A 13970-nucleotide genomic window follows, 5' to 3' on the forward strand; every position below is an offset into this window, starting at 1 on the left:
TGACGGCCGTTTATTCGTTTTTAGAGATACTAGAAGAGACTGAGACAACTTTTGTCCCAATCTCTTTTTTTGTTTCATTGTCTATCATTAGCTGACGATCAGCTTGGTGATTCAACCATTAGAGGAAGCCAGATGTGGGTGAGATCTTTTCATAGTTTTCCCAAACCCATAAAAATCTCCTAGGTACCTTTTAAGTATATTTTAAAACAATAATGCATATATATACAAATTGAATCATTTTTAAGAGGTTGTTTTAAGAAGGGGAAATAAGGAACTTTCTTAGTTTCAGTAAACGATTAATTCTTTTTTACAGGTATCAAGATTTCAAATACACGTTTTTCAGGAATCGTGGTAGTAATTTCATCTTGCCATAATATTTTCCAAAAAAATCTTTCTGGAATAAATTTATTTTTTTGAAAATAGTTCAGTAGTTTCTGATTGATTTCTTGCTTATTATAATTTGAATCCTCTATGAAGAAAGAGACATATGTTCCATTCGATCTGGTTATAATTTTCTCTGCGTCGTAAAGATGGCTTTGTTCCTTGTTTATTTTAATTAGTGACCTAAAAGGAGTTTTTTGAATGTCAGAAAAAATAGAATCTTCTACTAAAAAATTTATAGGATAGCCATTAAATAAATCTTTTTGATCTAAGGATAAATAAAAATCACTATAACTAGATAAAGAATCGATGGAGTCGTAGTAATGAGAATGCATTAAATCAGAACAAATAAAAGATTCTTCTTCTCTATAAGAATGAGTAATTATATCAAAATTTATATTTTTCAATGTTGTATACCGATCGATATAATTTTCTAAAAACGTCTGCATATGTTTTAAGTCATTGATTTTTTCATCTAAAATTTCTTTTCGCTTTTTAAATTCTGTCAGCGTGTCATCCATGTTTCGATTATCGAGAAAATATTTAATCTGTTCTAAAGGTACATCAAGAAATTTCAAGGTTAGTATAACGTCTAATTCAAAGCATTGGTCACAAGTATAATATCTATAACCATGAGTAGATATTTTTTTTGGTTTGAATAAATCAATTTGATCATAATAAATTAAGGTTCTTCTACTTAAATTGACGTATTTTGCAAATTCACTGATTGTTAAATAATTATTCATAATTACCTCCTTGAATATAACGTAACGTTACAGTTTATTCTAGCAGAGCAATAACCCAAATTCGCTATAAAAGGAGATTCTTATGTTAAGTTTAATCGAAATAAAAAAAGTATTTGGAAATGAAATAGTATTGAATCATTTATCAGGAGATTTCCAAAAAGGCCTCAATTTTATTTACGGTCCATCGGGTAGTGGGAAGACAACGCTATTAAATATCATTAGTGGTATGGATCAAAATTTTGAAGGAGATGTTTATTTTAACAATCAGTCGATGAAACGTTTTACGAAAAAAGAACTATCCGACTATTATTACAATTCAATCGGTTTTATCTGGCAAGATTACCAATTGATAGAATACTTAAGTGTAGAATGTAACATTGATTTAGTTCTAAGCCTATCGAACTTAAATAAAGCAGAACGAAAAATGAAAGTAGCAAAGGTATTAGAGGAACTAGGAATATCTGGATTAGCAAAAATGAAAGTGGCAAAATTATCTGGCGGACAAAAACAACGAGTAGCGATAGCTAGAGCATTAGTAAAAGATCCAGAAATAATCATAGCAGATGAACCAACTAAAGCATTAGATCTTTTAGCTGCTAATAAAATCATGACGGAGCTAAAAAAAATCGCTAAAGAAAGAATAGTGATAATAGTCACTCATGATAAAGGTTTAATTGAAAAAGACGCAAATGTCTATAGCATGGAGCAAGGACAACTAAAATTAGTAGGGCAAAGTAAACAACACTCAAAAGATGACGGGAAAAACAATCGATTGAATAAACCTCCTTATTTATCTTTAAAAAATTGTATCTCTCAATCTTTTAACATTCTAAAAGGCGCATCCATATATTCTATATTAACGATTATTTTACTCATACTTTCTTCCTTTTTTATGTTGATTAATTTGAGTGGGGAAATAAAAGAAAAACAAGATGATAATTTTAGCCGTCTTGTTAAAGAAAGAGGAGAGACGATCAAAGATATTTCTTTGTCAAAAGAATCGACAGGTGGTGGTCCTTCTGGTTCTCTAAAACAAGATACTTCAGGAGCAGTAGATTTATTAAAAGATGATCCCAGAGTAGATTTTGTGGCACCCTTGGAAATAGTGGGTGATTTGAAACTAAACGTAGGAGATTTGATTAAAAATTATGAAGTGAAGGATAGCTTTAACTTGCCTGCAATTACGAAATTGATAGCTGGAAGATATCCTTCAATTGGAGAAATAGAAGTGGCTGTTCCTAAACGGTTACTGGATTTACTAGGTCTAAAACCCACCGACGTAATCGGAAAAAACTTAAATATGACAGGGCTTATAGACGTAAATCCAAAGATTGGAAGCAACGAGATTACAGGATCAAAGGTCTCATTAAATGATGTAAAAGTAGTGGGAGTCATTGAAAATAATCCTAAAGGTGGAGCAATTACCAGCACTTTAGGAAGACGTGACGGGAAACTAACGGATGGCCCGTTGTTGTTTAGTGTAGAAGCTATCAAAAAAATGCGTCAACAAGCAGGCATTGAGAAATCGATAAGTTATAACGTAAGAGCAAAAACATTAGATGATATTTTACCTATCGTGAATAAACTACAACAATCAGGTTTACAACCTTCTGGAGATTTTAGCATGATTGAAGACATGCTCCGATTGAGAAAGAAAAATGAGGAGCAAGGGGTTACCATCAGTTTGATATTCTTTGTATTGTCACTAACAATTAGTATTGTTCTGGCTTTGTTCAATTTTTATATAAAGAAAAGTGAATTTCGTTTTTTCAAATTCAATGGTTTCAGTAATAAAAATATTTTAAGTTTAATCATTTCAGAATACTTTATACTTGGAATAATGTCTTCTCTTCTATTTCTGATAACTTTCCCAATGCTTAGTCTTTTAAGTCAAAAATTATTTAGTATATATATAGTATCTACTAATAACTTAGTTTTGGTATTGTTGCTACCATTTGTCCAATCAATAATAATCAGTTTCCTATCCTACTTATTATTTCTTAAAACTAATCCTACTCATAAAATGAAACAAGGTGATTCGAATGATTTACTTAAATAATGTCAGTAAAAAGTACAAAGATTTGGATATACTATTACATGCCAATTATCGATTTAAAGATGGTACGTTAACTTGTGTATTAGGGAATAGTGGAGCTGGTAAATCAACATTATTAAATTTAATAGCAGGCTTAGATATAGATTATGATGGGGAAATTGAAAATTTATGTTTTAAGGAAAAAAATTTCTCAAATAAAAACTTGTCTAATTATAGATTCAACAATGTGGGATTTATTTTTCAAGATTATCATCTCTTAAATGGATATACAGTACTTGAAAATGTCATAATGGGGGCACATTTAGACTCTGAACTAACGAAAGAAGAGAAAATCGAAAAAGCATTGAATTTATTAACGGAACTGGGATTAAAAAACAAGGCAAATCAAATGGTCCATAAGTTAAGCGGTGGTCAAAAACAAAGAGCATCTATAGCGAGAGCCTTAATGAATGATCCTAAAATAATTCTTGCAGATGAACCAACGGCTGCTTTAGATGAATTAAATAGTGATGGTGTCATGAAGATACTAAAAAGGTTGGCAAGGAATCGAACCGTGATTGTTATTACACATAGTGAAAAAGTTTCAAAGTACGCCGATGAAATAGTCTGTTTAAAAAATCATACAATAGAAATAGTTAAAGAAAAAGAGCGATATGAATTAGACTATAGTAAGGAAAGTCAGACTTTCACAGCGAAAAAAGCTAAAGAGATTGTCCCAAAACTCAACTCAAAATTACTTTTTTGGATAGCAATCAGGAATTTTAGAATACATTTTTTAAAAAATTTACTTGCTATCGTATTGATTTCATTAGGAACGGTCTCTTTTATTTCAACGTTAGGAATAAAAAATACAATAAAAAATGAAATACAGTCATTTAAAGAAAAAAATGATTACTATAGTAAAGGATCAATTGCTTTTTCAAAAAAGCCTTTATCTGAAGGGCTTACTTATTTACAAACATTACCAAACGTTAAGGATGTGTATTACCAATATAATCTCCAAAATATTAATCTTAAATATGATCATAAGAATAAACACTTAGATACTAAATCACCAACATTCATTTCTTCCAATCTTTCGATGATTTATGGGGACATGCCTAAAGATAATAGGAATGAAATCAGTCTATCTCTAAGTGTTGCCTCGTCTTTGAGTAAGAATATTAATCAATTAGTTGGAAAGTACGTTGACTTTGAATACTTTGATAAGGAGGGACAAAAACATAAAATAAAAATGAAAGTGAGTGGTATCTCAAACGATACTTTTGATAACTTTACAATGAGTACGAAGCTGGAAAAGAAAATTTATAAAGAAGTAGCTAAAGGTGAGGCTTCTGCTATAGCGTTTAGTGTGAAAAATTTTGAGGACATTCCCAAAATTCATCGCCTGCTGAAAAGTAAGGGGTACGATATATACACTAAGGAAAAAGACATTCGTGCTTTTAAAAATAGTTTTGCTGATATTATAAAGTTGTTCACCATATTATCCAATTTACTTTTACTCCTATTTATCTCTGTTAGTTTTATTATAATCTATCGAATTTCTATCACTAGATATTCTGAAGTTGGTATACTAAGTTGCTTAGGATATAGTACCAGAAATATCTCTAAGATATTGAGAAGAGAAACCGTTCTATTTTGTCTACTATCCGTCTTATTTAGTAGTATATGGCTTCTTATTTTTAATACTGTATATAGCCATAACTTTGGTTATAATCTAGAGTTTAATTTCCAACTAGGGCTGCTTTTGTTGTTAGTAAATATTGGTTTAGTTTTTGGCATAACTGGTTTTGTTAATTATCGATTGGTCAACCTATCACCTAGTCTGGCTTTAAAAAAATAAGATCTTTAACTTTAGAAATATAGTACTGACTAAGAGTCTGGGACATTCATCAGAAATAAATCTGAAGAATGTCCCATTTTTTTTGCTTTTATTTCCCACAAATCTTAGGCTATTTTTATGAATTGAAAAAGTATAAATATGATCGAAGAAGTGTTATTCGCAGTTCAAATAATGAACATTCCATTTCTTCTGCTCTTACTACACCAGCTCTTCAAGTACTTGTTTGATTGCCAGCAGATCGGCTAATGTGACTTGGGCATTGATCAGTAAAACGGGGACGGTTTCAAAACTTTCTGTTAAAGGAGCGGTACTAAGGCAGAGATCATAGTCTTCGTTTTCAAAATGGCTGCGAATATCCAGATGGTAGTAGCTTTGAAAAGAAGACTCGATACGTTCTTTGATTGTTAAAGAAAGTGCCAAAGGTAAATCTGTTTCGAGTTTAAGGTTGATTTTTTTCATAAAGGTGGATGGTGGTGAAACCAAGGTCCAAGCAACTGCTACATGTAACGCAAGTCCTTTTCGTTTGCTATCTGAGGATGAGTAAAGATCAATTTGATCTAACAATTGTTCAGAACGCATCAAAAGGTTGGGAAAATTCTGCGAGACATAGTGCTGTAGATTATAGCCGGTCAAGGTATGGATCGTCTCTCCAAATAGTTCGACGGACAAAATTCCAGAAAGAATCGTTCGCAAAATCAAGTTCTTTTTTCTGGTAGACAATTGTTGAGAGTCTGTATCTTTCAGTAACAAATGGATGATTGCTTGCAAATAAGAACGATTTTGAACGCTTTCCTCTTGGATGGCAAAATAATCAGCTAACTGCTCTTTAGAAAAAGTGAGATCCAGATTTGATCGTAGCCACAAGAAAATAAAATGGCTCTCCATTGTTTCGAGTAAGAAGTGTTCACTCAACTCATCTGTCAGTTTTTTTAAGAGTGATGAATGCTGGTCCGTCAATTGTTGGAAGATTTCTTGGTCTTTAGGCGGTAGATCAGGAGCTAAAGTGATCATTTCAGATGTTATTTTTTTGCCTTTTCTAAACCGAATAATCGTCACTGCTAGTACATAAGTAGTAATTTTTAGTTCAATCTCATTGAAAGGAATTTCATTGATTTCATAAAAGTGTCGGGCGAGCATTTCACATTTTTGTTGAGAAATACCTGGAAATGGCCAGTGAAGACCAGAAAAATTTTTCCAAAAAAAAGCAACCATAAAATAGCGAATACGAGGTTCATCACCGACTAAATAGAGCATTCCTTTATTTTTTTTTACGGTAAACCCCAATGGCTGTAGTAGCGTTTCTAGTTCATAGCTTCGCTTTCGTACAGTAGATTCGGATAAATAATTCTCGTAGGCGAATTTGACTAGATTCACTTCATTTTCCAACAATAAAGTTTCAAATAAATTGAAAAAAGGATTTTCTTGTAATATTTTACGAATCACCGTTTTATAGTCTGTTTTGGTTCCTGTGAATTTATAGCCGAGACCATGTTTTGTATGAAAAATTGGTTCACGACTTTCATCTGTCATTAGGGAATGATTGCTTAGAACATCGTAATATTTGTAGATCGAACGCCGATCCATATTGAGGGCTTGGCTCATTTCTTCAATCGTTACAAAGCGCTTTTGATGATATAAAAAATGCAAAAGTTCGATTTCTTTTTTGACATCATTTCCAAAAAAATCATTGAATATTTCCATAAAAAAACTCCTAACCAAAGATTTCCCTCGATTCTTAGCTGTTACTTGATGCCATCTTATCATAAAAAGAGGATTTTAATGTATTCCAAATGTACATTTTTTTAGCTCAGAAAAGATTCCAGAAAATTTATACTAGCAATTGTTGAAAAAATTCTAGGGTTTTAATAAGGATGGGGAAATCTGTTGGTAGAAAAGGAGAGAAATGATGAGAACGAGAAAAGACAGCTATTTCAAGATAGTGATTTTATTCGTAGGATTAATGAGTATTTTACTGGGAATAGGGATGCAAAAATCATTTGCGGAGACGGTTGATTTTGCTTATACCGATTCTACGGGACAACGTTTAACAAATGGAACAGCAGTAGGGAATACCTATAATTATGATTATGGCCATGCACCAGAAGCTGTATTTGACGAGGAAAATTATGTTAATTACGCTGACCGAGCGTATTTAAAAAAGAGTGTCACAGAAGATAGCGAGACACAAGGTTTATTTGATGTCACGTTAGATGTGAAAGGCAACCAGATCGGAACACCGATTGATTTAGTTTTGGTGATCGATTATTCTTCCTCCATGACTGGCGAAAAATTAACCAATGCTTTAATCGGATTACAACAATTTGGCAATGAATTAGCGGATTCGTTAGCTAATGGGAATATACGTGTGGGGATCGTAGCATACAATCGGGAGGTTTATTCAACAAATGGTTTTTCAAGTAATATGAATGACTTAGAGAACTTCTTGAAATATACCGCTGAGTCACATTCGGGAACATTTATGCAAAAAGGATTATTAGCAGGGCAACGGTTATTATTGGAGAAAAGTCGGCCAGAAGCGGAAAAACTATTTATTCATATTGGTGATGACAGTGCCAATCGTAGTTATCTTCCAGTACAAGGAGCAAAAGAGTATCCAAATAAGGGAGAGATCATTGATTATAATGGCTACCATACCGATCGTTATATTCAAGATTTTCAAACTGATTCTGACAAATACTATACGACGAACAGTAACCCTTCTGATCCCAATGCAATTTCTGTTAGTAGTTCAGTTGTGACAGATGCGACCTTAGGAACGATTGTTTCTCTCAAGCATTCGGGTTTTACCTGTTATTCGATAGCGACAGCACCTTCTGCTCGAGGGGAATATATTGGGCGAAACTTAGCTTCTAAACCGCAACAATACCTTACAACCGATGAAAATCTAAGCGGTTTGGGTTCTGCCTTAACAGAGATTGCCAACCAAATTGATAAAACGATTCCTAATGGTACGATCACTGATCCTATGGGGCAAGACATTTTACTCCAAGGAGCGGGTGAGTTTAATGAACGCTCCTATCAATTAGTCGGTTGGCGAAAAAATGAACAAGGAAATTGGGAACAAGCCAATGATGTAGTGGCTGATGTAGTTGTATCGGAAGCGAACCAAACGATTACGATTGCAAATATTGCATTAGGGGAAAATGAACGGCTTACGTGTACCTATCAAGTCCGTTTAAACACTGAAAATACTCATTTTAAAGGCGAAACTTGGTATTTGTGTAATGGACGGACAACGTTAGCACCAACAAATGAAAGTGAATTACTTGATTTTCCAATCCCTTCAATCAAGGCACCGACAACCACAATCCAAGTAGAAAAAAAATGGAAAAATGTAGCGGCATCCGAGATCCCAGAGACTATTGACTATGTGATTCGCAGGAGTTCGGTCGTTGATCCTACGAGTTGGCAAAGTTCAGCGGTGCTTTCTTTAAGAAAACAAGATAATTATCAAGCAACGATCAAGGAACTGCCAGTGGGAAACGAAAAAGCGGTCTTACCAAAATACAATAATCAAGGAGAAGACTTTACTTATCAAGTAGCGGAAGTGAATGTACCTGATGAGTTTGAGAGTACTGTAACCAATAATGGCAATTCTTTTGTGATCACGAATACGAAAAAAACGACCGAACCAAGCACAACGGAGCCAAGCACAACGGAACCAAGCACCACGGAGCCAAGCACAACGGAGCCAAGCACAACGGAGCCAAGCACAACGGAGCCAAGCACAACGGAACCAAGCACAACGGAACCAAGCACAACAGAACCAAGCACCACAGAATCAAGTATGACCGAATCAAGCGCCATCGACTTAAGAAACTCTGGACCAAGTACAACTAAAAAAGAGACGATGCTCCAGATTGCTTCTGAATCTTCGACTGATTCTGAAGCGGAACAGTTACCAAAAACAAATGAACATTCCTCATTCATTCTGGTCTTTCTGGGAACGATGATCGTCGGATCAGTGGGTTATTATTTGATTCGTAAAATAAGATAGCCAATCAGCTGGTGTAGCTCAGAATGTCTGAAACTAGATGTTCTGAGTTTTTTTGTGCTATAGTTTAGTCAAAGTCATGTTGTGAAACGAAGGGGGAAACAGGATGAAAAAAGCGTTGTTGGTCGTTAATCCAAGTTCTGGAGGAGAACAAGCACAAGAATATGAAAAACTGGCCCATCAAAAGTTAACCACGATGTTTGATGAAGTCGTTGTTCTTCATACGAAAAAAGCTGGAGATGCCAAGAATTTTACTCGAGAAGCAGCAGTGGATAGGTATCACAGCGTGTTTGTCATGGGTGGAGATGGTACTGTTAATGAAGGAATCAATGGGATCGCTGAACAAGCACATCGTCCAAATTTTGGTTTTATTCCGTTAGGGACAGTCAACGACTTAGCCCGTGCTTTAGGCATACCGTTAGAACCCGAAGAAGCTATCGCTCATCTTTCAATGGATGCGTTGCAACCATTAGATATTGGGAAAATCAATGACCAATATTTTATGAATGTCGTGGCGATCGGGACCATTCCTGAGTCAATCAATGATGTAGATCCAGAAAAGAAAACAAAATATGGTAAGTTTGCTTACTTTATCTCAGGAATCAAGCAATTGGCTGGAACCCAATCTTATAAATTCCAGTTAGTCATTGATGGGCAGGAAAAACAAATTGAAAGTAGTACATTGCTGGTAGGATTAACTAATTCAATTGGTGGTTTTGAAACATTGATACCTAATGCTAAAGTAAACGATGGCAAATTGCACTTGGTTTATTTAAAAGATACTTCATTGTTAGATACGTTAAAAACATTGCCTGATTTGTTAAAAGGTGTTGATTCTTCTACCGATCATCTGGCTTATCAAACCTGTGAAACGATCCAGATTGCTTTGAATGAAGACCAAGAATTGGCAACAAATGTGGATGGCGATGAAGGTGTCAATCTGCCTGTCACACTAAAAGTTCTTCCTTCTCATCTGATGATTTATTGTTGAGAAACTAGGGAGGATCATCTTTCTAAGCTGTTGATCTGAGTCATAGCCTTTGTTTTGAACAGTAGGTCCCCCTGTCATCTGATGTCGATTTTAAGCGGATCTGAGAATCTGGTGAGACAGAGGCTGTGAATAAAGTTGGAATAATAAACTGAAAAACAGCCAGGATGAGGTTGAGGCAAATTTTGGCTCAGTCTCGTTCTGGCTGTTTTTGGTTAGTTCTATTTAGCTGATTTAGTTCGAAGGACGAAAAAGCATTTCTCCTGAAAAAATGAAGGAGTCTCTTAATCTAATGCTTCGATAAAGCGTTGAGCAATTTCTTGAGGGCGTGTGATCGCACCACCTACAACGATGCCAGCTACGCCTAGATCTTTGACTTGTTTGGCTTGTTGTGGCGTATGGATCCGACCTTCTGCAATAACGCATATATCAGCTTGGATCAGTTCTTGGATGAGTGGGAGATCAGGACCAGCTTGTTTCACACTTTCTTCTGTATAGCCGCTTAAAGTTGTCCCCACAAAATCCACTCCTGCTTCGTAAGCATTCTTTCCTTCTTCAAAAGTGGCGATATCAGCCATCAATAATTGCTGTGGATATTTTTCTTTGACTTTAGCAATGAATTCATTGATGGTCAGACCATCGTGGCGTTTGCGTAAAGTACAATCCAAAGCGATAACTTCAACCCCTGTGGCTACTAGTTCATCAACTTCACGCATGGTTGCTGTGATAAATGGCGCTTCAGGAGGATAATCACGTTTAATGATACCGATGATCGGCAGGGCCACTTTTTCTTTGATCGCCATAATATCCCGTACTGAGTTCGCACGGATACCAACAGCTCCTGCTTTTTCAGCAGCTAAAGCAAAATAAGGCATCAAACTACCTTCTTCTGTATAAAAAGGTTCTCCAGGTAAGGCTTGGCAGGAAACGATCAGCCCACCAGCAATTTTTTCTAAGAATAATTGTTTGTCCATTCTGTTTATCTCCTTTATAGTTTTTTCTCAGTTTCACAAAAACGTTTCGCAAAGAGCTAAGGCTATGCGAATGATAGCAAAAAAGTGATTACTTAGATAATGGATATCTAAGATAAATTGCTTGATCAGACAAATAAGCGGTTTAGAAAAACGCTTTATTTTTTGATTACAAAATAAGTGTAGCGATTTCGTAATTATTGAGCAAGTGATAGTTCTCAAAAACAGCGTAGATCAGTTGAGTGAATGAATTGACATAAAAAAACAAAAGTTCTTGCTTTTTTCTTAATTTTTATATATGATTTTAACAATTTAGGGTAAAAATGAAAGAAAAGGGGTAACAAAAATGACGAAGTATCAACGGAAGGTTTTATTAGCAACATCATCAGGGATTGCATTAGAGAATATGGATATCATGTTCCTAGCTTTTTCTTTATCTTCAATGATTGCAACTTTTCATATTAGTGGAACGCAAGCGGGAATGATTGCGACGATCACTAATCTGGGGATGCTCGTTGGAGGTATTTTTTTTGGTCTGATGGCGGATAAATATGGTCGAGTAAAGGTGTTCTCTCAAACGGTTATCTTATTTTCAATTGCTTCATTATTGATGTATTTTTCTTCAACGATTTATTTAGTCTACTTGTTTCGGTTTATTGCCGGAATCGGGGCTGGGGGCGAGTATGGCGCTTGTATGTCTTTGATCTCTGAAACTTTTTCAAAAAAACAAATTGGACGAGCTTCGTCCATTGCTGGTATTGGAGCCCAAGTAGGAGCGGCTCTCGCTGCTATTTTGGCGGCAATCGTCATTCCATGGCTCGGGTGGCGCATGTTATATGTGATTGGTGTATTACCTGTATTATTAGTTTTAGTCATCCGACATGGCTTAAAAGAACCGGAGGCATTTCAAGCTGCGAAAGCAACTAAAAAGGCGACAAAGTTACGCAATCTATTTGAAACGAAACAACTTACTTGGCAGACGATTGGCTTGAGTATCATGGTGACTGTCCAAATTGCTGGTTATTTTGGTTTGATGAATTGGTTACCTTCGATCATGCAAGCACAACTAGGATTATCCGTTTCAGGTTCGTCTTTATGGATGGTGAGTACGATTGTGGGGATGTCATTAGGTATGTTGACTTTTGGGATCATCATGGATAAATTAGGTCCCAGAACAGCCTTTACTTTATTCTTGATTTGTTCAGCGCTCTCGGTCTTCTTACTCGTTTTAGCTCGTAGTCAATGGAGTTTAGTAGCAGCAGCGGTGGTTGTTGGTTACTTTATCAATGGCATGTATGGCGGCTATGGTGCAATCATTAGTAGCCTGTATCCTACTGAGATCCGTGCAACAGCCAATAACTTTATTATGAATTTAGGTAGAGCTGTAGGTGGATTTTCTTCGATCATTATTGGCTTTTTGATGGATCATTATCAATTATCTACTGTGATTATTTTTCTAAGTAGTATTTATCTTGTCAGTCTAGTGGTCTTGTGGACACTTACTGGTGTAAAAGAATTAAAATTCAGCTTACAAGAATAACATCCATTGGTGTAAGTTATCAGTGGATAAGTAACATTCGTTATCATTTTGCTTTATAAAAAGATCGTTAAATAAATACGTATATTTTATTTTATCTAGGTAAATATACTTATTTTCTATTAAAAACATGGTATGATTATTAGTAATCGAATAAAGAAATAGGTGAATGTTCATGGATAGTATGGCGAAAGTCAATCAATTTAGAGACGAAAGAAATTGGCGACAATTTCATAACGAAAAAGATCTTGCAATTTCTATTTCCTTAGAAGCTTCTGAATTACTGGAGCTTTTTCAATGGAAGCAACCAGAAGAAGTGAAGGAAACTTCATTAGAGCGGATCAAAGAAGAACTGGCAGATGTCTTGATCTATTCTTACATGATGGCTGACAATTTACAGTTGGATCTTGATGAAATTATTGAAGAAAAATTAGCAAAAAATAAATTGAAATATCCAGTAGAAGCAAGTCGAGGACAACGAAAGAAATATACAGAACTTTAAGTGTGAAACTACAGGTTGCGATTATTTTAGCTAAATAAGGGAGGCAAGTGAATGAAGGAAAAACCAAGCAAAGGTCGAGTAAAAAGATGGATCGCCAATTTTTTCTTATTTTTACTATTATTGGTTGGCTTAGCGTTAATTTTTAATGAACAGATCAAAGATTATTTTGTTAAAAATACCGGAGATAAATACGCAATTGCCAATGTGACAAAAGATGAAATCAAGAAAAACAACGAAAAAGAGGCAAGTTTTGATTTTGATGCAGTGGAGTCAATGAGTACGGAAAGTGTGTTGCGTGCCCAATTGAATCGAACGGACTTACCAGTTATTGGTAGTATTGCTGTTCCTTCTGTGGCAATCAATATCCCGATTTTTAGAGGTTTAGATAATGCGAACTTGCTTTATGGTGCGGGGACATTAGATCCTAATCAGCAAATGGGAAAAGGAAATTATGCTTTAGCGAGTCATCGTTCGAGCAATCCACAACTATTATTCACGCCACTAGAAAATTTATCATTAGGAGATAAAATCTATTTGGTAGATTTGGAAAATGTCTATACGTATAAAGCAACCTTTAAAGAAAAAGTGGCACCGACGGAAACCCAGCTGTTAAATATCCAAGAAGGAAAATCGCTCGTTACTTTGATTACGTGCGGAGATATGAATGCGGTGACTCGATTAGTCGTTCAAGGCGAATTAGAGAAGGTTACACCAATGAAAAAAGCGACGAAAGAAATGAAGGCAGCATTCAATATGGAAACACGAACATTTTAGACGAAAATAGTTAATGAAAAACCGACGATTGCTAGTTCGCTCGAATAGCTAATAGTTTTCGTCGGTTTTTTAATTTCTCATTTTTACAATTACTAAAAAAAAGTTGAAAAGGCTTGCAAAAATTAAAGAAGGGTGCTATGCTTGGTTCAGATAATCG

At 35.1% G+C, this 13970-nt stretch carries 10 protein-coding genes; 7 read left to right on the forward strand and 3 right to left on the reverse strand.

Annotated features, from left to right (window positions below):
* Positions 1-296: 296 nt before the first annotated feature.
* On the reverse strand, positions 297-1127 hold the full coding sequence (locus IGJ23_RS02690; RefSeq protein WP_010719950.1) for a MerR family transcriptional regulator: 831 nt from the start codon (positions 1125-1127) through the stop codon (positions 297-299).
* Positions 1128-1209: 82 nt separating this feature from the next.
* Between IGJ23_RS02690 and IGJ23_RS02695 the strand changes: the two genes are divergently transcribed.
* Both IGJ23_RS02695 and IGJ23_RS02700 read left to right on the forward strand, forming a co-directional pair.
* Positions 1210-3186 (forward strand): ATP-binding cassette domain-containing protein, encoded by a 1977-nt coding sequence (locus IGJ23_RS02695; RefSeq protein ID WP_438774589.1) that lies wholly within the window; start codon positions 1210-1212, stop codon positions 3184-3186.
* A complete protein-coding gene (locus IGJ23_RS02700) occupies positions 3170-5026 on the forward strand; it encodes an ATP-binding cassette domain-containing protein (protein ID WP_438774591.1) in 1857 nt (618 codons plus the stop codon). The genes IGJ23_RS02695 and IGJ23_RS02700 overlap by 17 nt, the downstream gene beginning before the upstream one ends.
* A 198-nt stretch (positions 5027-5224) precedes the next feature.
* On the opposite strand, the gene IGJ23_RS02705 is transcribed toward IGJ23_RS02700, so the two are convergent.
* Entirely contained in the window at positions 5225-6727 is a 1503-nt protein-coding gene (locus IGJ23_RS02705; protein ID WP_438774592.1) for a helix-turn-helix domain-containing protein, read from the reverse strand.
* A 205-nt stretch (positions 6728-6932) separates the two neighbouring features.
* Between IGJ23_RS02705 and IGJ23_RS02710 the strand changes: the two genes are divergently transcribed.
* Both IGJ23_RS02710 and IGJ23_RS02715 read left to right on the forward strand, forming a co-directional pair.
* Positions 6933-9044, forward strand: a complete 2112-nt coding sequence (locus IGJ23_RS02710; RefSeq protein WP_438774593.1) for a VWA domain-containing protein — start codon at positions 6933-6935, stop codon at positions 9042-9044.
* A 103-nt stretch (positions 9045-9147) separates the two neighbouring features.
* Positions 9148-10032 carry a diacylglycerol/lipid kinase family protein gene (locus IGJ23_RS02715; RefSeq protein ID WP_088744994.1) on the forward strand — a complete coding sequence of 295 codons (885 nt, stop codon included), beginning with the start codon at positions 9148-9150 and terminating at the stop codon, positions 10030-10032.
* 281 nt (positions 10033-10313) lie between these two features.
* On the opposite strand, the gene IGJ23_RS02720 is transcribed toward IGJ23_RS02715, so the two are convergent.
* On the reverse strand, positions 10314-11003 hold the full coding sequence (locus IGJ23_RS02720) for an N-acetylmannosamine-6-phosphate 2-epimerase (RefSeq protein WP_081127794.1): 690 nt from the start codon (positions 11001-11003) through the stop codon (positions 10314-10316).
* 343 nt (positions 11004-11346) lie between these two features.
* Between IGJ23_RS02720 and IGJ23_RS02725 the strand changes: the two genes are divergently transcribed.
* From IGJ23_RS02725 to IGJ23_RS02735, 3 genes are all read left to right on the forward strand, one after another.
* Positions 11347-12540, forward strand: coding sequence for an MFS transporter (locus IGJ23_RS02725; RefSeq protein ID WP_438774594.1), 1194 nt, complete (start codon positions 11347-11349; stop codon positions 12538-12540).
* Positions 12541-12712: 172 nt separating this feature from the next.
* Entirely contained in the window at positions 12713-13039 is a 327-nt protein-coding gene (locus IGJ23_RS02730; protein WP_010719940.1) for a nucleotide pyrophosphohydrolase, read from the forward strand.
* A 51-nt stretch (positions 13040-13090) separates the two neighbouring features.
* Positions 13091-13813, forward strand: coding sequence for a class A sortase (locus IGJ23_RS02735; protein WP_010738352.1), 723 nt, complete (start codon positions 13091-13093; stop codon positions 13811-13813).
* Positions 13814-13970 lie beyond the last annotated feature (157 nt).

This window comes from Enterococcus sp. DIV1682a (assembly GCF_051711005.1).
Taxonomy (GTDB): domain Bacteria; phylum Bacillota; class Bacilli; order Lactobacillales; family Enterococcaceae; genus Enterococcus_B; species Enterococcus_B hirae.